This window comes from Candidatus Thiothrix putei, assembly GCA_029972225.1.
GTDB lineage: Bacteria > Pseudomonadota > Gammaproteobacteria > Thiotrichales > Thiotrichaceae > Thiothrix > Thiothrix putei.
Genome location: CP124756.1, coordinates 961,649 through 984,604, shown reverse-complemented (window position 1 = coordinate 984,604; position 22,956 = coordinate 961,649). Strand labels below are relative to the sequence as shown.

19 protein-coding genes are annotated in these 22,956 nt (G+C 50.3%); 8 read left to right on the top strand and 11 right to left on the bottom strand.

The window, feature by feature from the left end:
• Positions 1–18 precede the first annotated feature (18 nt).
• From ftsY to QJT81_05045, 4 genes are read left to right on the top strand one after another with little or no spacing between them, the layout of a single operon-like run.
• Complete coding sequence (ftsY, locus tag QJT81_05060; protein ID WGZ95358.1) at positions 19–1,029, top strand: signal recognition particle-docking protein FtsY; 1,011 nt, start codon at positions 19–21, stop codon at positions 1,027–1,029.
• A complete protein-coding gene (ftsE, locus tag QJT81_05055) occupies positions 1,026–1,670 on the top strand; it encodes a cell division ATP-binding protein FtsE (GenBank protein WGZ95357.1) in 645 nt (214 codons plus the stop codon). The genes ftsY and ftsE overlap by 4 nt, the downstream gene beginning before the upstream one ends.
• A complete protein-coding gene (ftsX, locus tag QJT81_05050) occupies positions 1,670–2,662 on the top strand; it encodes a permease-like cell division protein FtsX (GenBank protein ID WGZ95356.1) in 993 nt (330 codons plus the stop codon). Before ftsE ends, ftsX begins: the two co-directional genes overlap by 1 nt.
• A 57-nt stretch (positions 2,663–2,719) precedes the next feature.
• Positions 2,720–2,938, top strand: coding sequence for a hypothetical protein (locus QJT81_05045; GenBank protein WGZ95355.1), 219 nt, complete (start codon positions 2,720–2,722; stop codon positions 2,936–2,938).
• Between the two features lie 13 nt (positions 2,939–2,951).
• On the opposite strand, the gene QJT81_05040 is transcribed toward QJT81_05045, so the two are convergent.
• The 3 genes from QJT81_05040 to QJT81_05030 are packed head-to-tail and all read right to left on the bottom strand — an operon-like array spanning position 2,952 to position 6,869.
• Positions 2,952–4,613 carry a dipeptide ABC transporter ATP-binding protein gene (locus QJT81_05040; GenBank protein WGZ95354.1) on the bottom strand — a complete coding sequence of 554 codons (1,662 nt, stop codon included), beginning with the start codon at positions 4,611–4,613 and terminating at the stop codon, positions 2,952–2,954.
• On the bottom strand, positions 4,610–5,791 hold the full coding sequence (locus QJT81_05035; protein WGZ96450.1) for an ABC transporter permease: 1,182 nt from the start codon (positions 5,789–5,791) through the stop codon (positions 4,610–4,612). The genes QJT81_05040 and QJT81_05035 overlap by 4 nt, the downstream gene beginning before the upstream one ends.
• A gap of 1 nt (position 5,792) precedes the next feature.
• Positions 5,793–6,869, bottom strand: coding sequence for an ABC transporter permease (locus QJT81_05030; protein WGZ95353.1), 1,077 nt, complete (start codon positions 6,867–6,869; stop codon positions 5,793–5,795).
• A 184-nt stretch (positions 6,870–7,053) separates the two neighbouring features.
• On the opposite strand from QJT81_05030, the gene QJT81_05025 reads away from it, so the two are divergent.
• Positions 7,054–7,743 carry a Crp/Fnr family transcriptional regulator gene (locus QJT81_05025; GenBank protein ID WGZ95352.1) on the top strand — a complete coding sequence of 230 codons (690 nt, stop codon included), beginning with the start codon at positions 7,054–7,056 and terminating at the stop codon, positions 7,741–7,743.
• Here QJT81_05025 and QJT81_05020 read toward each other — a convergent pair.
• Positions 7,740–9,584, bottom strand: coding sequence for a peptide-binding protein (locus tag QJT81_05020; protein WGZ95351.1), 1,845 nt, complete (start codon positions 9,582–9,584; stop codon positions 7,740–7,742). The two genes, QJT81_05025 and QJT81_05020, sit on opposite strands and share 4 nt — an antisense overlap.
• 65 nt (positions 9,585–9,649) lie before the next feature.
• Here QJT81_05020 and QJT81_05015 point away from each other — a divergent pair, with 65 nt between their 5' ends.
• The 3 genes from QJT81_05015 (at position 9,650) to QJT81_05005 (ending at position 13,781) form a co-directional block, all read left to right on the top strand.
• Positions 9,650–10,441, top strand: a complete 792-nt coding sequence (locus tag QJT81_05015; protein WGZ95350.1) for an enoyl-ACP reductase — start codon at positions 9,650–9,652, stop codon at positions 10,439–10,441.
• Between the two features lie 90 nt (positions 10,442–10,531).
• Complete coding sequence (locus QJT81_05010; GenBank protein ID WGZ95349.1) at positions 10,532–11,761, top strand: alpha/beta fold hydrolase; 1,230 nt, start codon at positions 10,532–10,534, stop codon at positions 11,759–11,761.
• 67 nt (positions 11,762–11,828) lie between these two features.
• On the top strand, positions 11,829–13,781 hold the full coding sequence (locus QJT81_05005) for a DEAD/DEAH box helicase (protein ID WGZ95348.1): 1,953 nt from the start codon (positions 11,829–11,831) through the stop codon (positions 13,779–13,781).
• Between the two features lie 45 nt (positions 13,782–13,826).
• On the opposite strand, the gene QJT81_05000 is transcribed toward QJT81_05005, so the two are convergent.
• The 7 genes from QJT81_05000 to QJT81_04970 form a co-directional block, all read right to left on the bottom strand.
• Positions 13,827–15,053 (bottom strand): hypothetical protein, encoded by a 1,227-nt coding sequence (locus QJT81_05000; protein WGZ95347.1) that lies wholly within the window; start codon positions 15,051–15,053, stop codon positions 13,827–13,829.
• Positions 15,031–16,965 carry an adenylate/guanylate cyclase domain-containing protein gene (locus tag QJT81_04995; protein ID WGZ95346.1) on the bottom strand — a complete coding sequence of 645 codons (1,935 nt, stop codon included), beginning with the start codon at positions 16,963–16,965 and terminating at the stop codon, positions 15,031–15,033. The genes QJT81_05000 and QJT81_04995 overlap by 23 nt, the downstream gene beginning before the upstream one ends.
• Positions 16,966–17,017: 52 nt before the next feature.
• Positions 17,018–19,024, bottom strand: coding sequence for a FecR domain-containing protein (locus tag QJT81_04990; GenBank protein ID WGZ95345.1), 2,007 nt, complete (start codon positions 19,022–19,024; stop codon positions 17,018–17,020).
• Positions 19,025–19,153: 129 nt separating this feature from the next.
• The gene (locus tag QJT81_04985; GenBank protein ID WGZ95344.1) at positions 19,154–19,957 is read right to left on the bottom strand and encodes a DUF4340 domain-containing protein; all 804 of its coding nucleotides are present in this window, start codon (positions 19,955–19,957) and stop codon (positions 19,154–19,156) included.
• A gap of 1 nt (position 19,958) precedes the next feature.
• The gene (locus QJT81_04980; protein ID WGZ95343.1) at positions 19,959–21,335 is read right to left on the bottom strand and encodes a GldG family protein; all 1,377 of its coding nucleotides are present in this window, start codon (positions 21,333–21,335) and stop codon (positions 19,959–19,961) included.
• A 12-nt stretch (positions 21,336–21,347) separates the two neighbouring features.
• Entirely contained in the window at positions 21,348–22,109 is a 762-nt protein-coding gene (locus QJT81_04975; GenBank protein WGZ95342.1) for an ABC transporter permease subunit, read from the bottom strand.
• Positions 22,106–22,855, bottom strand: coding sequence for an ABC transporter ATP-binding protein (locus QJT81_04970; GenBank protein WGZ95341.1), 750 nt, complete (start codon positions 22,853–22,855; stop codon positions 22,106–22,108). Before QJT81_04970 ends, QJT81_04975 begins: the two co-directional genes overlap by 4 nt.
• Positions 22,856–22,956: the final 101 nt, after the last annotated feature.

Below are 22,956 nucleotides of genomic sequence, written 5' to 3'. Positions count from 1 at the left end.
CTGGACGGTCATTGTACGATGTTTGGATTCGGAAAGAAAAAAAAGCCGGAATTACCTGATGCCACTACGGTAGTTCCGCAAGCCCCTGCCCCGGCGGAAGGTTTATTTGCGCGGTTAAAACGCGGTCTATCAAAAACCAGCCATGCCCTTACCGAGGGCATGGCAACGCTGGTGGTGGGCAAAAAGCAAATCGACGACGATGTGCTGGAGGAGCTGGAAACGCGCTTACTTACCGCCGACGTTGGTATCGAAGCCACCCGTGAAATCATGAGCGACCTCACCAGCCGGGTGAAGCGTGCCGAACTCGCGGATATGGATGCGCTGATGCAAGCGCTCTACAACAAAATGCACCGCATCCTCCGCCCCGCTGCACAACCCTTGGAAATCGACGGCTCACACCAGCCGTTTGTGCTGCTCATGGTCGGTATCAATGGTGCGGGTAAAACCACCACCATTGGCAAGCTTGCCAAAAAATTCCAGCAAGACGGCAAATCCGTGATGCTCGCCGCTGGGGATACCTTCCGCGCTGCCGCCGTGGAACAGCTCACCATTTGGGGCGAACGCAATAATATTCCGGTGATTGCCCAAGGCAGTGGCGCGGATTCCGCCTCGGTGATTTTCGATGCGTTTCAAGCCGCCAAAGCGCGTAAGATCGACGTATTGCTGGCGGATACTGCCGGGCGCTTGCACACCCAAACCAATTTGATGGATGAGCTGAAAAAGGTCAAACGGGTTATTCAGAAATTCGACGGCACTGCACCGCATGAAATCATGCTGATTGTGGATGCCAGCATTGGTCAAAATGCTTTGGTACAAGCCAAACAATTCAACGAAGCATTAGGGCTGACGGGAATCACCGTCACTAAACTGGACGGAACTGCCAAAGGCGGGATTCTGTTCGCCATTGCCCAACAACTCAAAATTCCGGTACGCTTCATCGGCGTGGGTGAAAGCATTGACGACCTGCAAGAATTCGATGCGTATGAATTCACCAGCGCCCTGCTTGCCGGAGACGACAAAACCACATGATTGAATTCAAACAAGTTAGTAAGAAATACCCCACGGGGCAGCTTGCCCTGTACAACATTAACTTGACGCTAGAAGCCGGTGAAATGGTGTTCATCACCGGGCATTCCGGCGCAGGTAAAAGCACCCTCTTGAAATTGGTCGCTATGCTAGAACGCCCTAGCAAAGGGGAAGTTTTGATTGGCGGGCGTTCTTTAAGCAAGCTAGGGCGTGGTCAAATCCCCAATTACCGTCGCCGCATTGGCTTTATTTTTCAAGACCCACATCTCTTGTATGACCGTAGCGTATTCGACAACATTGCTCTGCCCTTGCGCATTGCCGGAATGGGGCAAAGCGAAACCCGTCGCCGCGTACAGGCCGCACTCGATAAAGTCGGGCTGACGGGGCGGGAAACCACCTTTCCCTTAATGCTCTCTGCCGGGGAAAAACAGCGTGTCGGCATTGCCCGTGCCATGGTTAACAAGCCCACCATTATTCTGGCAGATGAGCCTACCGGTAACCTCGACCCGGAATTGGCGCAAGACATTATGTTTACCTTTGCGCAATTCAACGAACTCGGTGCAACCGTCATGATTGCCAGCCACGATCATGGGCTGGTAGAACGCATGAAAAAACGCACCATCGTCTTACAAAAGGTGGACTAATGGCTAACCCAAGTAATAAAAAAACGGCTCCAAAGCGTAATGCGGCATCTACCACCAACCCGCTAAGCGTCTGGTGGAATCAACAAGCGAGTGCCATCAAATTCAGCATGGAACGTTTGTGGTTCAACCCCGTATCCACTTGGATCACACTCGCAGCGATTGCTATTGCACTTTCCCTGCCCACCAGCCTGCATTTATTGCTCAAAAACATGCAGACGTTAACGGCGGATAAACGCGAAGTTCCCACCATTACCTTATTCCTGAAACAATCCGTTGCCGAACAACAAGCCAAAGACCGCGCAGAATTGCTCTCTGAAATGCCAGAAATCGACAATGTGCGTGTCGTGACCCGCGAAGAAGCCTTAGCTGATTTCCGCAAAATCACCGGCTTTGCACAAACCTTGGAAACACTGGATGAAAATCCCCTGCCGCACGTACTGATCCTCACCCCACGGCTCAGTTTGCTCGGCGATCTGGAAATGGATGTCGAAGGCTTATCCAAAAAACTCAAAGCTTTCCCCGAAGTGGACGATGTTCAAATCGATGTGGAATGGGTGCAACGGCTACGCGGCATTTTACGCATCGCCGAACGTATCGTACTGGTTGTCTCCATTTTGCTGGGACTAACCGTGCTGCTGGTGGTCGGTAATACCATTCGTCTCGACATCGAAAACCGCAAGGAAGAAATCCGTGTCACGCAACTGATTGGCGCAACCAATGCCTACATTCGTCGTCCGTTTATTTATAACGGTATTTGGCTAGGCTTGTTCGGCGGGGTATTGAGTCTAGTGATTGTCCATGTGGCACTGCTATTTCTGGTCGAACCTGTTACTAAACTGGCAAATCTCTATGGCAGTACGTTTATTCTCAGCGGTATTGATGTGTTTATGACCTTGAAAATACTCCTAGCCAGTAGCCTGTTAGGGATTATTGGCTCATGGCTAGCAGTTGGGCGTTATTTGTGGCAAAGTGATGATGCTATCAAGGATTGATTTTTATGCTCACTTAGTTTAGTTTGCTGATCTTTCGCAGTGTCAGGGGCTTATATTATGTTAAGTACATCCAAAGCATTGGTGGTCACCACGCCGCCGCGTCCATTTTCTCAAAAGCATCATTTTGATTGGCTTAAGCAAAGCCGCATCGGCTGCCCAAGCTGCCGTAGTGCTTATATTCTACCAGTACGGCGTACTTGGTATGAGAAATTATTAACTCGCCAACATAAATTCTGGTGTCAGGATTGCGGCTCAAAATTCTGGAAAAAAGATTAATACTGCGCTACGTTCAACCCCACAAACGCGGCACAGCTTGTAACAGTTTTTTTGTATAAGCATCTTGGGGATTACCGCATACCTCAGCGGTAGTCCCTCGCTCCACAATTTGCCCCTTATACATCACCACGGTTTGATCACTCAAATATTCCACCACCCCGATATTGTGGGTAATGAATAACAATGTCAGGTTGTGTTCAGCACGAATTTTTAGCAGCAATTGCAGGATTTCTGCCTGTACCGACACATCCAGCGCACTGGTGATCTCATCACACACAATAAACGCTGGATTCAATACCAAAGCGCGAGCCAAACCGATGCGCTGACGTTGCCCCCCCGAAAACTCATGCGGGTAACGCCACAACGTGTCACGGGAAAGCTGCATATCCGCCAGAATTTTAGCAGCGTATTCGATGCGCTCCTCATGGTTAGCACACCTGCCGTGCGCTTTAAGCGGTTCAGTTAGCGTCGTTTCCACCAGCAGACGTGGGTTAAGGGATGATTGCGGGTCTTGAAAAGCAATCTGCATTTTCGGGCGTAACGGGCGTAGTTCCCGTGCTGAAAGCCCAGTCAGCTCCTGCCCTTGAAGTTGAATACTGCCTGATGTCGGCTTTTCCAATTGCACAATAGCACGCCCCAAGGTGGTCTTACCGCAACCCGATTCGCCCACCAGCGCCACAATTTGACCTTGAGGAATGTCTAGCGACACATCATCGACCGCACGTACATGATCTACCGTGCGGCGTAAAATACCTTTTCTAATCGGAAACCAAACCTTGAGATTGCGGATGGAGAGGAGAGTGGGTAGGTCGGACTTCAGTCCGACATCTTCTGTAAGCATTGTCGGACTGAAGTCCGACCTACTAGGCCGACACCGCGCTAAATTCTCCGGCACTGCTGCCAGCAATTGTTGGGTGTAAGCGTGTTGAGGTTGCCGCAATACCTGTGCAGTATTGCCGACCTCCACCAACTTGCCTTGCTGCATCACCCCGACTTGTTGCGCCATTTGTGCTACCACCCCAAAATCATGGGTAATAAATAAGGTGCTCATACCGGTGTCATCTTGCAACTGCCGCATTAAACGCAAAATTTCTGCCTGTACCGTCACATCCAGTGCCGTGGTTGGTTCATCGGCAATCAATAATTCCGGCTCGCAAGCCAACGCCATTGCAATCATCACCCGCTGACGTTGCCCACCCGACAACTGATGCGGGTAATCACGGAAACGTTCCCGTGCGTTGGGGATTTGCACTTGCTCCAACGCCAGCATTGCCCGCTCCATCGCCTCGGCATCACTCATGGTCGGGTGATGCAATTGCAACACTTCGGTAATCTGCTCCCCCACCGAAAACACCGGATTCAAAGAAGTCATCGGCTCTTGGAAAATCATCGCAATTTGCGAACCGCGAATACCCCGTAACGATGCTTCCGGCAACGTCAGCATATTCTGTCCATTAAACAGAATTTCCCCACCGGGGTGTGTGGCAATACCCTGCGGCAACAAGCGGATAATCGACAACGCCGAAATCGACTTACCACTGCCCGACTCCCCCACCAAGCAAAACGTTTCGCCCTTGGGGATACTGAAGCTCACATCATCAACCGCTTTCACTGTACGCCCACCACTGCTCAAGTAGGTACGCAAATTTCTGACTTCAAGCAAAGGCTGCGTCATGAACCAACCCCCGCATTACGTGACAGTTTCGGGTCAATGGCATCGCGGAACGCTTCCCCAATCAGGTTATAAGCAAACACGGTCAGAAAAATAGCACCACCGGGAAATACCGCCATCCACCAATTAAAGGTAGAGGATTTCACCGCCTGATCTAACATTTGCCCCCAAGACGGTTCCCCTACTAAACCCAGCCCCAAAAAGCTCAAGGTAGCTTCGGCCAAAATCGCAGAAGCGACACCAAAACTGGCCGCTACCAACAACGGGGCAACACCATTCGGCAACATATGGCGGAACAAAATCGACGACAACGGCAGGCCACTCGCCACGGCTGCTTGCACATACTCCTGCTTGCGCAACTTGAGAAATTCAGCACGAATATAACGGGCATACCCCGACCAACTGGTCACACCGATGATAATCATCATCATGTACAAGCTACGCCCGAAAAAAGCCACGAACGTCAGCAGCAAAAATAGCGTGGGAATCGCCTCAAAAATTTCCACCAAGCGCATCCCAATCATATCGACCACCCCGGAAAAATAACCCATCAGCCCCCCCAGAATCACCCCTATGACCATCGCGATACCCGTGGCAATCAAGCCAATACTCAGGGCAATACGTGAAGCGTGAATCATACGACTGAAGACATCCGCACCATTTTCTTCCGTACCCATCAAGTGAAAACGCTCTGTTGCGGCTAACGGTGCTTCCAGACCATGCTCAGGGTAATCACGCAAATAGTCCGTCGGTGCATAGGGAATCAGCGGCATAACACGCCAATCGACTTCGGTATAAGCAGGGGTACGAAATTCATCGTAGATTTTTACCGCAGGCGGCTTTACGAATGCATTCGCCATCACCGCAGCCACGAGTGTGCCTGCCACAAACAACAACACCCGTTTAGCGCCACTTAACGGCAACCACACCAACACCAGTGCCAACACCAACATCATCAGTACCAGCACATCTTCTGCGGTCAGATACACCAATACTGGCGCAGAAATCACCCCCGCTTTGCTCATCAGCAAGGGCATGGAATTTGCCAAAAAGGGCGCAAATACCCCCATGAAAACCAGAATACCCACCCAGGCAAAACCGAGTTTCACCCCAACACCTTGCCATGTTTTGCGCCAGATACGCCGTGAAAAGGATTCGCGGCTAACCGTATGTGCCGTCATTTCAGTCATACGATACCCTCGGATCCACCAGTGTGTAACAAAAGTCCGCAATCAGATAACCAATCAAGGTCAAGAAACCACTGATCCACGTAATCGAAAGCACCAATTCACGATCCCGCCCCTTCACCGCCTCAACTGCTAATTGCCCCATGCCATTGATACTGAAAATATTTTCCACAATCAACGAACCCGCTAACAAGCTCGGCAGTAAACCCGCCGATACCGTAATCAATGGCAACAGACTATTGCGAAACACGTGTTTCCAAAGCACATCCTCCTCTGCTAACCCCTTAGCACGAGCCGTGCGAGCATAATCCGCTTGCAGGTTTTCCAACACAGAGGTGCGCGTCAGTTTAGCCAACCCCGCAAAACCGGCGTAAGACAAACAAATCACGGGCAGCACCAAATGCCAAAGGCGATCCAGCAAATACCCCGGCACAAACTCCCCGCCTAACAGGTGCGGCAGAAACGGCATATCCTGCGCGGCACGGCTGGAAATCCCCGCCGTTGGGAACCACTGAAAATATTGGGTATTCGCAAAGAAGCCTAGCAATAAGACCCCCGCCAACATCGTCGGAATCGACCACAACGCCAACATCGACACACTGGACACCACATCAAAGCGCCCACCTCTATCCGTTGCTGCTTTCACCCCCACCACAATCGCAATCAGGTAAATCAGCGGAATCGTCACCAGATTGAGCAGCAGCGTGATCGGAATTCGTTCAGCAAGAATGTCGCTAACCGGTCTGCCATACATGAAGCTATTACCCAAATCCATGCCCTTGGTAAAGGAAAAGCCTGTGTAATCACCTTCCGCATCCTGTGTGAAACCGATAGGCGAAACGTTATTAAGCCAGCGTAGATACTGAAGCGGCGCGGGTTGATCAAGGCCATAACGCTGGTTGTAATAAGCCGTCAAGGCCGCTTTTTCCTGCGGATTCATATTCGCGCCCCCGACCAGCGATTGCGCCGTAATGCCACCGGGGGAGAGTGCCATCACCGTAAACACAACAAGGGTAATACCCAGCAAAGTGGGAATCATCAAGAGCAAACGACGCAGGAGGTAGTTTAGCAAGTTATTCTATCCTGACTGGTGGTGGAAGGCTCAGATTACACAACCTCACCCAAACCGTCTAGCTCAGCAGTACACACGCCAACACATTCGGCAATAATCAATCGCAATTCATAAAATATATTGAATACAAAAGTGCTATCCTTACCGTAGGATACACACTGTTAATTGGCATTGATGTCGCAAAATGAAAGTTACACACACAAAACTATTGGCTCAAGTCCCCTTATTGACCGATTTACCCACAGAGCTACTGGAATCATTAGCCAAGTCTTGCCGTTTTGAACAGGTAAACAGAGGGCATGTTATTATTGATCGCCATGACACAACACGGCGTTTCTTTTTTCTATTAAGTGGGCAAGTACGAATGCTGGATCTTAATCGGCAAGGGCAAGAAATTGCACTGGCGATTTTGGATGCACCCACTCACTTTGGTGAGCTGGCAGTAATTGACAGTCTACCGCGTTCAGCGAGTGTACAAGCAACAATACGCTGTGAAGTCGCTTCAATTAGCCCGCAAGACGCAGAAAAACTCATCTATACCGTGCCACAAGTATCACGCAAAATCATGCAAAACATGGCAACAGTTATTCGCAACAACAATCTGCACCGCCAAGTATTGCAACAACAGAGTATTTCCAATCGCCTTGCGGCTTATTTATTGGGGCAGTTACCGAAAAATATTGACCCCAAGGAAACCGTCTGCATCCGCAACTTGCCGATTCAATACGACCTCTCCATCTTACTGGGGACAACCCGCGAAAGTATTTCCCGCGCCCTCACCACACTGGTGGACGAAGGCTTAGTCACCAAAGATGGTAAGAATCTCTACTTAAACGATATTCCCGGCTTGTATCAGCTACTGGAAGATGATTAATACTTCTGCATTGCAACTGGCACATAGTTTTCCACTGGCAAACTACCCCGATTCAACCCCAGCTTGGTCATTTGTAAGTTCTGAATCCGCTTATCCACAAACGATAATGACTGGCGACGCATCAAAAACGTATAGGGCTGATCGTCTACCATAATGCGCTCGGCTTGCTGCCACACTGGCATCCGCTGTGCTTCATCGACCGTAGCACGTGCCTGATCAATCAGCTTATCCAGTGCTGGATTTTTATAGCTGATGCTATTATCCCCATCCGTTTTGGCTTGTGAACTGTGGAACATCTGGAAAATGTCCGTCTCAATCCCACTCGTCCACCCCAAAGTAATCGCGTCAAACTCTTTCTTATTCAACGATTCCAGCATCACCGGCCACTCTTGCGGGAACGGTTCCATTTTTACACCCGCACGCGCATACAAATCTTTCAGCAACAACACCATGCGCTTGGTGTCTTCATTCGCCTCAAAATACGTGAGCTTGAACTCAAACGGCTTGCCTTGTGGATCTTCCAACAACCCATCGCCGTTACGGTCTTCGTAACCCACCTCTTTCAACAAGGCTTGGGCTTTTTCTAAATTAAATTGCCAAGGCTGCAAACTGGTGTCATGTTGCTTACTGGTATTGCTGAACGGGCTAACGGCAGGTTCCGCATAACCAAGGAAAATATCCTGAATAATGCGCGGCACATCGGTTAAATACGACATTGCCTGCCGCACCCGTTTATCTGCAAAGCGCGTCGGTTTGCCACCACGCTCCTGATTCCAGCCAATGTAGCTGTAACCCGCAACCGGCGGCATGTACTCAAAGTTATGGCTCTTCCCCATAATTTGTGCATCATTTTTCAGATCAGCGTATTCATTGGGTCTTGCACCATAGGCATCAATCTCACCATTGCGATACGTGGTCAGACGAGCGCTGTCATTTTGAATAATTTTCCATAACACACGATTGAAAGATGGTTGCACATCACCCCAATAACGCTCATTACGTACCAGCTCCACATTACCTTTGTCAGGTGTCCATGCTTTCGGGTCAAGTAAACGATAAGGCCCACTCCCTAACAACAAGCCTTTGGACTCGTTGAATTCCTGTGGCTTCTGTAAATAAGGCTCATAGAAATGTTTCGGTAAAATACTCAACGTACCTGCCAGGTCAAACGCCTCGAAATACGGTTCTTTGTAAATAAATACAACTTCGTATTTGCCATTTGCTTTCACTTCTTTGATTTTCTCTAGATAAGCACGTTGGCGCGGCGCTTGAATCGCCTCGGTCATAATGAAGTTAAAGCTGAACACAATGTCGTCTGCAGTGAGTGGTACACCGTCGGAAAACGTGACGTCATCACGCATCTGGAAACTAATCGTCAAACCATCGGGGCTGACCTGCCAACTTTTGGCAATCAAGCCTTCCCACGCCAACGTATCAGGGTTGCGCGTAACTAAACTTTCCAACACATAATTTTGTACTTCTGACGCATAAGCATCACTGGAAACCAGTGGCGTTAGCGTTTTGAGGTTCGTGCCAAACGCATCCACACTCCAATCGCCTTGCGCATAATCAGACTGTTGCGTCATCGCTTGGGCGCGTTGAAAGGCGGGGGAAACGCCGCTGTTATCGCTGGCATTCCCGGTTTGCTGGCGTACCGTACCACTGGCAAGTGCGGTGCGCAGTTCGCGTATATCTTTGGCTTGTTCCGTCAGCGTCGTCTGCACTTCCGCCAACTTTAACCATTGCCGATCAATTTGGTACATCGTCAACAGCAATAACACTATCACCAATGCAATCAGCAGAGACAATAACCAACTCGACGTACTCGATCGTTTTTGCATACGCTTGTTCATTTACTGCATAATTCAGGGTTCTACAGCATAACACTAACGCAACAGGAGTTCACATGGGTTTTCTGACTGGCAAACGCGCCCTGATTACCGGGGTCGCAAGTGACCGTTCCATTGCCTACGGCATCGCCGAAGCCATGCACCGCGAAGGCGCGGAACTGGCATTCACCTACCAGAATGACAAGCTGAAAGGCCGCGTGGAAAAGTACGCTGCCCAATTTGGCTCCAGCATCGTGATTCCCTGCGAAGTCGCAGAGGATGCCAGCATTGCAGCGGCTTTCCAGCAACTCGGTGAGCACTGGGATGGGCTGGATATTGTGGTGCATTCCATCGCATTTGCGCCCAAAGAACAACTGTCAGGCAGTATTGTGGATAACACCACACGCGAAGGCTCAAACATTGCGCACGACATCAGCGCTTACAGCTTCCTAGCAATGGCACGGTATGCAAAGCCACTGATGGCAGGGCGCAAGGGATCGCTGTTAGCACTGAGCTATTTGGGTGCGGTCGCCGCCATTCCTAACTACAACGTCATGGGCATGGCAAAAGCCAGCCTAGAAGCGGGTGTACGTTTCATGGCTGCTGACTTAGGGCCACAAGGCATTCGTGTGAATGCGATTTCCGCAGGCCCCATTCGTACCCTAGCCGCTTCGGGCATCGCCGGTTTCCGCAAAATGCTGGATCATTTCGAGAAATATGCCCCACTGCGTCGCAATGTGACGATTGAGGAAGTGGGTAATGCCGCAGCCTTCTTGTGTTCTGATTTGGCATCGGGAATTACCGGTGAAATTACCTACGTTGACGGTGGCTGGAATATCCTAGGCATGTCAGGTTTGGGCGAGGCGTAAATTCCAAGGGGAACACGTGAACCCAAGGCTTCGTTTATTCGACCAATAACCTATACTTTGGTCAAATCGACAATTTTGGAGTGTTCCCCTATGCCTGTAGTGTCTTATCGCAGTTTTTTGCGATCCACGTTGCTGTTATTGACGTGTAGCGTCTTGCTTACTGCTTGTGGCGGAGGAAGTAGCACCGCACAGACCAACCTCGCAGACAATGCCTCAAATGCAAGCAACGCGCTTAATCTCCCTGCTATCCCCCCTCGCATCACCAATACACGTGGTGCATTACTTAACGGGGAACTCGTCAAAACCAATACCGTTCAAGACAGTACTGCGGCTGTCAGCAACCCTATCACCAAGACGCCCCCTCTCATTCCATTATATGATGTTAAACAATACCGCGTTACCTACCAAACACTGGATGGCAGCAACAATCTCACCAACGCTTCCGGCGTGATTGCCGTACCACAAAAACCTGCTGGCGCTAAAAGCCCCTTGCTCAGCTTCCAACACGGCACGGTTTTCTTCGACAGAGAAGCCCCCAGTAATGACACCGCCGCCACCTCCCCTGTGAATATTCTTGCTTCAATGGGTTATGTGGTGATTGCAGCAGACTACATCGGCTATGGCGAATCACGCGGCAAAGAGCACCCCTACCTGCAAAAAGAACCCTCTGCGGCGGCTGTCACTGACTTTATTACAGCGACGAAACAATGGCTTGCTGAACAACGCTTGCCCCTGAACGATCAACTGTTCCTCACCGGCTATTCCGAAGGTGGCTACGTAGCACTTGCCGCACAACAAGCACTGGAAGCAGCGGGTATCCCGATTACCGCCAGTGTTGCGGGTGCAGGGCCTTACGACCTCCAATACACACTCGATGAGTTACTGAGCACTAAAGCATTACTGGCAGCCGCTGGTGGTGCATTAGGTTTTAGCCGCCCTGCACCAGCAGCTAAATACCCCGGCAAAATCGACGAAGCTACGGTAGATGTATTGCTGTATTTTCTGATCCCCAAAGAAAGCGACATTAAATTCAGTAAAACCTTCCTGCTTGACTGGATGGCAGATGATTACGACACCATGCGCCGCAACAGCCTTTACGACTGGCGATCAACAACACCCACCCGTTTGACACATGGACGTGATGACGAGACCGTTCCCTATGGGAATTCAGAACGTGCCATTAGCGGAATGCGTGCTAAAAACACGCCCGACATAGCTTTAGAAGTATGCGCAGCCGTACCCGCTGATCACACCAACTGCATCAAACCTTACGCTCAAATCATGACCGAATACTTCAGCACCTTCGCACGCGATTTATAGAAATAAGGATTTATCTTAACAGGAAACTGGCGCATAATGCCCGGTTTCCTCCTCACTCTGAAACCCCATGTCCCCAGAAACAAACACACTCCCCGCGTTCACTGAATTCGGCCTTGCTGCCCCTGTTTTACAGGCTGTACAAGACCTTGGCTATGAAACTCCTTCAGCGATTCAGGCTGAAACCATTCCCTACTTGCTGGAGGGGCGCGATGTATTAGGACAAGCGCAAACCGGCACAGGTAAAACCGCTGCCTTCGCCCTACCCCTGCTCTCACGTTTGGACATGAGCAAAACCGGGCCACAAATTCTCGTGCTTGCGCCAACCCGCGAACTGGCGATTCAAGTCGCCGAAGCCTTCCAAAAATACGCCGGTAAACTCCCCGGTTTCCACGTCATGCCCATTTACGGCGGGCAAGACTACCGTACCCAATTCCGCCAATTGGAACGCGGCGTGCAAGTCGTGGTCGGCACACCGGGGCGGGTAATGGATCATTTACGCAGAGGCTCCCTCAAGCTTGACGGTTTGCAAGCGCTGGTGTTGGATGAAGCCGACGAAATGTTGCGCATGGGCTTCATCGAAGACATTGAATGGATCATGGAACAAACCCCGCCGAACCGCCAAATTGCGTTGTTCTCAGCGACCATGCCACCGGCCATTCACCGCATTGCGCAAAGTTATTTAACTGACCCTGCCGAAGTCAAAATCAAGGTCAAAACTACCACGGCTGACACTATCCGTCAGCGTTACTGGTTAGTCAGCGGCTTGCACAAGCTGGATGCCCTCACCCGCATTCTTGAAGCCGAACCTTTTGAAGCCGTCATCATTTTCGTGCGCACCAAAAACGAAACGGTGGAACTGGCTGACAAACTACAGGCGCGTGGTTACAGCGCCGTTGCCCTCAACGGTGATATTCCGCAAAATGTGCGCGAACGTACCATTGATCAGTTGAAAAAAAGCAAAATCGACATCCTGATTGCGACTGACGTTGCGGCTCGTGGCCTGGATGTGGAACGCATCAGTCACGTCATCAACTATGACATTCCGACAGACACCGAATCTTATGTACACCGTATCGGTCGTACCGGTCGTGCGGGACGCAGTGGTGACGCCATCCTGTTCGTTTCCCCGCGTGAACGCCATTTGCTCCGCGCCATTGAACGTGCCACCCGCAAACCGATTGACCTGATGGAACTCCCCTCCACCGAAGTCATCAACAATTTGCGGATTGCGCAATTCAGCCAACGTATCACCGACACCTTGGCAGAAGAAGGCTTGGATTTCTTCTCACAATTGCTGGAAAGCTACGAGCGCGAACACAACGTTCCTGCTATCGAAATCGCCGCAGCCCTTGCCAAACTACTGCAAGGCGATGCGCCGCTGTTGCTGGAAGAAAGGAAGAATCATGCTGCTTTCAACCCCAACGCTGATCGTGAACGTGAGCAAGAACGCCGCCCCGGCAAACGCAAATCCAATGCTGCCAATTCCGCATTTAGTAGCGACGACGACACCATTCCTATGGAACGTTTCCGCATTGCGGTGGGGCGTACTCATGGGGTAAAACCGGGTAACATCGTTGGTGCTATTGCCAACGAAGCGGGGTTGGATAGCCGTTACATCGGTTATATCGAAATCCAAGAGGATTGCAGCTTAGTCGACTTACCGGCTGGAATGCCGAAAGACATTTTGCATGAGTTAAGAACCGCACGGGTCGCAGGGCAAATGCTCAATATCGAACCGGCTGGTGAAGCCGCCGCTGATTACTCCCCTAACCGTGGGGGTAGTAGTGGCGGACGCCGCGAGCGTGATGACCGTCGCCCGCCGCGCCGTGACGGCCCACCACCCCGCCGTGATAGTGCACGTAGTGGTGAACGCCCTGATCGTCGCCCACGCAGCGAGAAAGAAAAAGCCCCTTTCGTGGCAGACGGTAAGCCCAAGTTTGGTGGTGACAAGCCGCCTGCTCGCAAACCAACTATCAAGAAAGCGCCGAACAAAGATAAGGGCAAACCCAAACGCCCCTAACAACCCAAAACGCGGGGTTAGCGCATTAAGCTAACCCCTGCTGTTTCAAAAGCTTGTCTCGAACGTCACTCCCACTGCATTCCCGACGGGCTGATCAAAAATTTTCACTTCACGATCTTGTATTTGGCTGTATTGGTAGCCAAGATGTAGTTTTTGCTTATCGCTCAGGTTTCTAGTAACACCCACATTTAGGCCGGTATAGCGTTGTGTACGGGTACTGTCACCGTACAACCTCGGATCGAAAGGCTCGGCATCAAGCTGGTAAGTCACCTTAGCGCCTGCAATAGGCTGCCAACCCGCCCAACGTTCTTTGCCTCCCCATTGAGCAGAAAGTTCTATTTTGCGCCGATCCCCACCGGGGCGATTATCTAACGCACGGTCAAACTCCAATCCTCCCCGAATACGCACATCACCTTTGGGCAGAGCCTGAAGGCGCTCAACCGCCACACCCGCCAACACTGCTTCATACTCAGGCTTTTTCGGGTAATTAACGTATTCCAGTGTCGACAGCAAACCAAGCTTACGCTGTTCTGTCGCACCCCAAGGTTGATAATAACTGCCGCCAAGACGCTGCTCCGTATTCCCCTGATCATCCCGAATAACGTTCAAACGGGCGCTGGCTTCCTTACCCGCTGACAATACTTGCTGCCGACTGAGAGAGAGCGCTGTATTACTGAAATCTGAGGCTTCAGGGTATTCCTGACGTGAGACCGCAACCGTACTCACTTTGCGCCCCCCATCCTGAATCACTTGATAAATACCCCGAACCCCCACCAACGCAGACGACAAGGGTAGGCTACGCTCATCCAAACGGCCTTCTATCTGAAGACCATTGAATGGACTGGTGAAGCTAATCAGCTCATGACGGCTACCTTGATTGACATTATCGAAGTAGCCTGTCGATAATTGTACCGTCGTTTTTTTCTCTGTCGCAGCTAACGCTAAACCATTGGGCGGCCTAACCCGAAAATTAGCTTTAGACAGTGGCTGTTGCGGCTTACATACACCTGTCTGAAACAGCGCCAGTGTTTCGGTGAGATACTTTTCCTGTGCTTGTAACTCAGGATGCTGTTTTAACAACCCACGAATGTGCTGATCAAGTTTAACTAAACGCGCAGTATCACCTTGCTCACAAGCCTCAGTGGCCTGATCAAGCAAAGCGCCCATATTGATTTTCGTTTGAGCAACTGCCGCGCTACTAACACTCAACACGCCACAAACTAATACCATGTTGGCATTTGTCTTGCGTCTACTGCTCCATTGATTCGCCATTTCTCTCACTTCCTTTCGGGTTGGTCAGGGTATAAATCCCCACCGCTTCTTGTCGTCCCTTTAACGTAATGTCACCACTGCTCACGAGCGGCCAAGACTTAGACAAACGTTCAACGGTTTGTTTACTAACCACAAGAGACTCTTGCAATTCGCGTGCTAGGGATTGTAAACGAGCAGTAACATTAACGGCATCCCCAATTGCAGTATAAGCATGACGGAAACGCGTCCCTAAATCCCCCACGACCACCTCACCCGTATTCACACCAATTCTGACCGAGACTGGCTCGCCCTGTAATAACGAGCCTCCTTCGGCATTGAACTGAGCAATCGCCTGCATCATGTCAATGGCAGCGTTTACTCCCCTATCGGCATGATCCTCCTGTGGAAAGGGCGCATTCCAAAATACCATCACGGCATCGCCCATGTATTTATCGACCGTTCCCTCATGCTGATGAGCGACAGCCGTAAGACGCTCTAAAATTTGCTGCGTTAACTCCGCCAACACTTCAGGGGAGGTATGTTCAGCCCGTTGCGTAAAGTTCGCAATATCCGCAAACAGCAGGGTGAGACAACGCTTACTCGGCAGCAATAAGTCCTGGCGATTGTCGTTAACAATATGCCCCACCAATTGCATCGGTAGATAATCTTGAAATAATTTACGTAAACGCCCCGTGGTACGTTGGGCTAACCACCATTCTAATGGCACTTGAATCATCAAAAAGGCAAGAAATACCACCGCAGGATGCATCGGAATAAACCACTGCTTTTCTACCCATGCCCAGAAACCCAGCCCCAACCACCCAACAGCCAATAACAAAGGCGTCACTACCACGACTCCAGCCCCTGTACCATACACCAACAGTAGGTATAGCCCTGCTAAACCAACAATACCGATCACCCATGACCAGGCATTCAATGAAAATGCAGGTGCATTCTCTTGCCCTGACAACAACCACTCCAGCAATTGCAAATGCACCGTAACACCGGCCACACTCGCATCCAATGGCGTAGCATGTTGATCACCCAGACCGGGAGCCGTTCCGGCTAGCAACACCATACTGTTACGCAAACTGCTTGCTATTTGATCAGGCAACTGACGCCGAAAAACGTCACTAGCAAAAATGGCATCAATATTATCGGTTTTAATTTGATAGGGTACACGCCACAACCCTGACTCATCCACCAGCAGACGCACCGTTTCACCATCACCCAACAAATCATGCGCTGCTAATTGCCAGCCATTGGCATGGGGCGACACTGACAAGTCGTATTGTCCATCCGCTTTGCAACGCAACATCTCCATTGCCAGCATCGGGTACAAACGCCCGTCATACGTCACTAGTAACGGCACTTTGGTAATCAAACCATTGGCTGCATCTTTGACCGGCGACACATGCCCAACGCAAGGCGCTTCAGCAAGCTGTGGCGTCAACCCAAGATAGCCATTGGCCTGAGGAAATATTTCACCCCCCGGCACTGCTTGCATCGGTACACCACCCGCAATGCGCCCCGTGGTAAATGCCTTGTCTGGCGGGCTAAAATCAAAGACCTGAGCAAAAACCAAATGATGCTGATGTGCTAACGTGAGTAAAGCATCATTACCCTCAGCATCGCGGACGTAGGGCATAAACATATCCACCCCAACCACATCAACGTGATACTCCTCAAACAAAATTCTGAGCAACTCAGCATAACGCTTGCGCGGCCAAGGCCAATCTTCACCGTATAATTCGCGTACTGTTTTGATGCTTTCACCATCAATTTGCACCACAAAAGCCAGCGGTTTGCGATCAGTAACCTTCACCCCCCAATGCTGGTAGGCATTCCAGACACGTGTCTGCCATTCACTGTACACATTTTCGGGATCATAACGTTGCACTAACAGCAAAACGGCTGCGATGCCTATCAGCACCAGCAGCCGCCCAACTTTACGTAACCATACTCGCAACTTTAGGGGGAATCGCTTAGTTCCCAACATGCGAACCAGTGAAGCTCAATGCCCCCCCTGCATTTAGGGTAGGGTTAATCTGATGATTGAATTCGTAACCAGCACCAATAGAACTGCCCATGGTGCCTACGATACCGCTAATACTAGTTCCCGGATGACTCCCATCATCCACTAATAAGCCATTACTTGCCGAGAAAGACCCCGTCGCAACCACCGTACCGGAATATTCAGGGGAACTTAAATTGAATTGTGTATCAAATGTGCTGCGGGTCGGACTAACATTTAAGCTGGCGTTACTCACCGCCGCAGATGTCCGCGTACCCGTCGCACTGTTATTCATGTAAGCCTCATAGGAACTCAACATGAACGTTGCATCACGCTGGTCTGTTAGGCCAGCCGTTGCATTTTCCAACATAGAAAAATCGTATTTACCCGTATTGGGCAGCACAACCTGCTTATAATTGTTGTTAACCTGCTCGCTCAACGTGGTTGAACCGTCAACCGTTGCGTTAGGATCATGTGCACCCCACTCCACCACTTTTAACGGTGCCGTCTCAACCACAGGTGTCGTCGGCGCAGTCACCAAAGGAGGGGGCACAACCGTGGGAGGTGATGTCACCACAGGGGTAACTTCACCCGTCGGTGTGGTTAGCGTCGAGGAACCGCTAGCAGACTCTAACAAACTGGTGCTAGTGCCCCCCAATGCAGGCGTTGTTGCAGTCGTCGTACTACCGCTACCTGTCAACGAGCCAGTACCCGTTGACTCCAGTGTGGTAGAGGTCGTGGAGGGTGTTGCAGGCAGTGCTGTAGATATAGAGGGCGTAGTCGTCGTTGCTGTTGGGACAACAGCAACTGTAGTAACGGGTGTGGTCACGGGTACTACCGTAGCAACAGTGGCAGTAGTGGACGGTTCCACCGGAGTTGCAGCAGGCACCGTCGCGGCAGGCGGTGTAGTTTTCTCCGTATCAACCGCCGTTGTTGTGGTTTTTACCTTCAAATCTGCCAAAGGGTCACGTTCATCAACAACCGTTTTAGTCGTGGTCGTTGTTGCCACACTGGTTGTTTTTGACGGTACGCCCGTTGCTGCCGCTTCCGTTGACTTGTCAGCAGCGGTACTTTCAGTTTTGGCGGTAACAGCCGCAGCGGTTTTTTTCTCGTCTACACCTTCGGTGGCAGTGGTTGTCGACGCAGTACTTGACTTGCTATCTGTTCCTTTTGTACCCGTTGTACTCGTGTCAGATTTCTTGACTGACTCTTCTCGTTTGCCTGATTTATCATCCTCCTTAGTAGGCTCCTCCGACGCCGCAGGCGTCTCACTCTGAGAAAGAGGCGGTAATGTAGCGACAGGCGTTAGCTTAGGCTTTGACAAATCACCGCGTACCACGAGTGCAAAACCACGCTGGCTTTCTGAAAGCACTTCACCTTCGGCACAAGCACCTAAACCCGATGACAAACAACTGCCACCCAATTTAGCGATCGAAATACTGCCCGTATGCACCACAATCTGGGTTTCACCATCAGCCACCCGCACCGTGTATTCTGTACCCAATACCGCAATCGCCGCCAACGGTGAATTCAAGCGGTAACGGTCTTTAAAATCTTCGCCACCCTTGCCTGTCTTACTGGTTACTTCGCCAGTCCAAATCGTTTTACTAATTCGATTGGCTTGTGGATTGCCAGGATCATATGCGTAGGCGTTGAAATCAAACGTTGTGTTCGCTTCCAACTTTTCGATGCCTTCGTCGATCATTTTCAAATGCACTTTACTGCGATCTTTAACCGCGATACGGCTGCCATCCATAATCTCTACGGACTTTTCCAGTGGCACAATGGTTCCATCACGCAGCGTCATCTCTGCCTGCCCCGTTAGAAACGTCACTTTACCAATGACACGATCTGTTTCCTGGCTCTCAGTTGCATTAGCTTTATCGGTTTTAATTTCTTCTGCCAACAAAAAATGAGAGGGGAACATGAGTGCGCTAACCAATGCAATAACGCCGAAAAATGATACTCGCTGTTTCATAGTGCTTGAATCCCCTGATTGTGAACTGCTCGAACGCGCCCCGAACAATATTGATTCATTTCATCCTCCCTATAATACATTCTTACAGCCACTTTAGCACCAGCATATTTCCACACCATATCAATCATATTAATTTATTGGCAATAAATTAATGCTCTGAGCATCAGCCAATACATAACGTAGTCTTGTGGCAATATTCGCCAAAATAAGTTCCCCCTGTGTAGAAAGTAATTCAAATTCGAGATGGCTTCCATCATCCAATGTCAGAATAATATTGCCCTTGCTCGTACCGCCTTCATACGCCTCAACCCTCAGTGCATCGGCTGATTGCCAGTTCTGTAACAACCCTGCCGCCTTAGCATTAAACCCCTCCGGCAATAATACCGCTTTAACGTTGCGCCCCTCTGGCACGAGCTTATTTGCCACCAAAGCTGTCGCTTCACCCGTCAATAAACCGTACACCGCCTCTGACACCAGCTTGATTTTTCCCGCGTGTAAAATGTAACGTTTACGCGAAACAGGGTTTTCCATCCCAAATTGCAACACCTCATCGTTGAACGCAATACTCACCCCCCCTAGTGCTAACCCGTACTGCGATAAGTCCTTACCCTCAGCATCGTAACTGGCAACAACCGTCTCATCCAACAAGGTAAATAACTGACTAACGCGAGTCGCATTTGCCTCAACCTGTTTAGGTTCCAACATTCGCCAACGCTCACCCTCTCGCTCCAAGCGGATAATGTCAGGCTTCTCTCTACCCAATTCACGGGTAATGGTGACACGGGTAATATCCGCCCGTGTCAAACTCAACAAGGTTTCTGCCTGAGGTTCAGGCTGTTGGGAGTGCCACCAAGCCACGCCCCCCAAACTTGCCAGTATCAACAACAGCACCAGATTCAGCAATAAACGCCGTGCTTGGGTTGCATGACTCATCTCAACGCCTCCGTCTACGCCACCAAATCCACACACCTGCCAGTAACAAGCTCAGTGGTAACACAAATAGGAAAAATGTGCCTAACACTGCTCCCGCTGTTTCGCTCAGATTCAACTGGGTATCGGGTGCACGGATCACTGGTACTTCCATCAAATTATCATCAGCACTCAACCAATTAAACACATTGCTGGCGAGATCTAAGTTCGTGCCCAGCCCAATGAAGCTGTTGAGCATGAAGTCACTGTCGCCAATCACCACGACGCGCTGCTCCTTCTCATCCAATGAGCGCACCAAGCTTACACCAAGCGGCACTGGCCCCGGCTGATCAGCACTGCCCTCATCGAACTTCACCGCGCCTTCCAATACCCCACTGCTTTCTAACCAACTGGCAGGCAAGGTATAGAGGAATTCATCCGCTTGCCATGCCAGCGCACCATCCTTAGCATCTGCTTGTTGATCACGCGCCACCATCGTTGCAAACGGAAACAGGGTTTGCTTGCCTACCAAATTTTTCACAATGGCAGAGCGACCATAATCCACCACAGGCACCACCGCCGGATGATTAATTCCCAGCAATGCCTGCAATTGTTCATTGGCATCAATCACTGTGCCATCATGAATTTGCACCCCCAATAATGCTTCTAACGGTTCCAAACCCTTTAACCCACCGGGGTCTTGTAACCACAGTAAATTGCCCCCCTGCTCCAAATAGGTTTGCAATACAGTCACCTCACCGGGCAGAAAATCTTGCTGCGGGGCTGCAATCACCACGAAGCTCGCATTTTGGGGGATAGATTGAGTACGCACCAGATGATGCGGCTGCACCACAAATCCACTACGTTGTAGGTTTTCCACCAATTGTGACATACCGTTGGATTCGCCAGACAAGGGTTGACGCTCACCATGCCCCTCCAAAAACACCACCAGACGCTCCCCACCCCGGCTCATGCGCTGAATCGCGTTGCCAATGGTTTGCTCACTGGCAGAATCCATTACCTCACTGCGCTCCCCAAGGTGAATCGCAAGCTGCCCGGAATGTTCAATGCCATCTTGCTGCGCCCGCGTGGGGTCAAGATCAGGGTTAACAAATTCCAGGGTGGTATCGGGCTTCACCCGCTGGTATTTCGCCACCAAATCCCTCACTTGTGTCTGCAACGCAGGATTGTCGGGAATATAAGCAATAAATTTCAGCGGCTGGTCTAAGGTTTTCAGCAAGGTTTGCGTGGGTGCAGACAAGCTATTCCGGCTGCCATACGTCCAATCCGCTGCAAATTTGAATTCACGCCCGAAAAATCCCAATAAGCCAATCACCACTACAAATAACAGGTAAAAAATGGCATTGTTTAACCCTATCCAACGGTGGGATCTTTTACTCATTTTCATTGGTGCTTACCCCTGTAGCCGGTCATTGTCGAGTTTACGAATGGTGAGTATCAAAAACCCTACAATAAACAGCAGGTAATACACCAAATCACTGCTATCAAACATCCCCTTAGCAAACGACAAAAAGTGTCCAAATGCTGACAAGTACACAAACAACTCACTGGCGGAGCCTTGTGCATTGCCGGATTGGTACAATACATCCAACAGCAATAAAAAACCGAAGGTAGTCACAGCGGCAATCACGGGCTGACGTGCCAGCGACGACAAAAACAAGCCCGCTGCGGAAAACGCAGCCAACAGCAACATTAACCCCAAAACGGCAGCCGCTAATTGCCCCCAATCCAGCGATGTGGCAAATGCCAACGACATTGGCATCAACGCCACCAAACCAACAAACAGCAACACAAACCCCAATACACTCAAATACTTACCCAACACAATTTGCGTATTAGAAACCGGCGCAGACGTCAGCAGTGTCAAGGTTTGATTCATACGCTCTTCCGCAAACAAGCGCATGGTCATCAGCGGTGTCACCACCAGCATAATCGAAGCAGCCGTCGAAAACAGAAACGGAATCATGGCCTCACTAATCCCCGCCATATCTTCTGCCCCCACCGCAGTCGCTTGGGTTTGCAAGGTGTACTCATTCACCCCCAGCAAAAACATCCAGGCCAAAATAAACTGCACCACCGCCAAAATGCTCCACGCCAACGGCGACAAGAACATGCGGCGAAATTCGGTACTCGCAATCACCCAAATCGCATTCATACTGCCACCTCCTCAGGTGCTACCGCGTCTGCACCGAAGATCAAGTCAAAAAACACCTTTTCCAACGATTCCACCCCATCCAACGTACCGTTAAACACCGTTTTACCTTGATTAAGAATCTGTACACGATCACATACCGCCTGCACTTCCGGCAAAATATGCGTAGACAGAATAATCCCGTGATCTTGACCTAACTCACGAATAAGACGACGAATTTCACGAATCTGAATAGGGTCTAACCCCACGGTCGGCTCATCTAAAATCACCACCGCAGGGTTATGCAAAATCGCTTGCGCAATCCCCACCCGCTGACGAAACCCTTTGGAGAGGTTGCCAATCAAGCGCTTGCTCACGGCTTGCAAACCACAACGTTCACTGGCATAAGCCACCACCCTGCGGCACTCTACCTTAGGTATATGGCGCAACCGAGCGCAATAATGCAGGTATTCGCTCACCGTCAAATCACGGTACACCGGCGGTTGTTCTGGCAAATAACCCATTTGCCGTTTGGCTTTGATCGGCTCATCTAACAAATCAATGCCATTTATCTGAATTTCACCCTCGCTAGGTGAAAGGTTGCCGGTCAACATTTGCATGGTCGTCGACTTACCTGCACCGTTCGGCCCTAATAGACCTAAGACCTCGCCTTTGCGCAATACAACATCAACATTATTTACTACACAACGTTCACCGTAATAACGTGATAATCCTAACGCACTAATGAGTCTATCTTGATGATTTATCATGCAACTTGCCCTTGTTGATTCAGTCTTCATTAATAATATTACTTAATTAAAAGAAATTTTCTATGATAATAAGGGTTGAACTTAACAGTATATCGAATAGA

Coding starts and splice junctions, on each gene's coding strand:
- QJT81_05015 (WGZ95350.1), top strand. CDS start 9,650: ATGGGTTTTCTGACTGGCAAACGCGCCCTGATTACCGGGGTCGCAAGT.
- QJT81_04980 (WGZ95343.1), bottom strand. CDS start 21,335: ATGAGTAAAAGATCCCACCGTTGGATAGGGTTAAACAATGCCATTTTT.
- ftsX (WGZ95356.1), top strand. CDS start 1,670: ATGGCTAACCCAAGTAATAAAAAAACGGCTCCAAAGCGTAATGCGGCA.
- QJT81_05020 (WGZ95351.1), bottom strand. CDS start 9,584: ATGCAAAAACGATCGAGTACGTCGAGTTGGTTATTGTCTCTGCTGATT.
- QJT81_05045 (WGZ95355.1), top strand. CDS start 2,720: ATGTTAAGTACATCCAAAGCATTGGTGGTCACCACGCCGCCGCGTCCA.
- QJT81_04985 (WGZ95344.1), bottom strand. CDS start 19,957: ATGAGTCATGCAACCCAAGCACGGCGTTTATTGCTGAATCTGGTGCTG.
- QJT81_04990 (WGZ95345.1), bottom strand. CDS start 19,024: ATGAAACAGCGAGTATCATTTTTCGGCGTTATTGCATTGGTTAGCGCA.
- ftsY (WGZ95358.1), top strand. CDS start 19: ATGTTTGGATTCGGAAAGAAAAAAAAGCCGGAATTACCTGATGCCACT.
- QJT81_05000 (WGZ95347.1), bottom strand. CDS start 15,053: ATGGCGAATCAATGGAGCAGTAGACGCAAGACAAATGCCAACATGGTA.
- QJT81_05010 (WGZ95349.1), top strand. CDS start 10,532: ATGCCTGTAGTGTCTTATCGCAGTTTTTTGCGATCCACGTTGCTGTTA.
- QJT81_04970 (WGZ95341.1), bottom strand. CDS start 22,855: ATGATAAATCATCAAGATAGACTCATTAGTGCGTTAGGATTATCACGT.
- QJT81_05035 (WGZ96450.1), bottom strand. CDS start 5,791: ATGACGGCACATACGGTTAGCCGCGAATCCTTTTCACGGCGTATCTGG.
- QJT81_04975 (WGZ95342.1), bottom strand. CDS start 22,109: ATGAATGCGATTTGGGTGATTGCGAGTACCGAATTTCGCCGCATGTTC.
- QJT81_05025 (WGZ95352.1), top strand. CDS start 7,054: ATGAAAGTTACACACACAAAACTATTGGCTCAAGTCCCCTTATTGACC.
- QJT81_05005 (WGZ95348.1), top strand. CDS start 11,829: ATGTCCCCAGAAACAAACACACTCCCCGCGTTCACTGAATTCGGCCTT.
- ftsE (WGZ95357.1), top strand. CDS start 1,026: ATGATTGAATTCAAACAAGTTAGTAAGAAATACCCCACGGGGCAGCTT.
- QJT81_05040 (WGZ95354.1), bottom strand. CDS start 4,613: ATGACGCAGCCTTTGCTTGAAGTCAGAAATTTGCGTACCTACTTGAGC.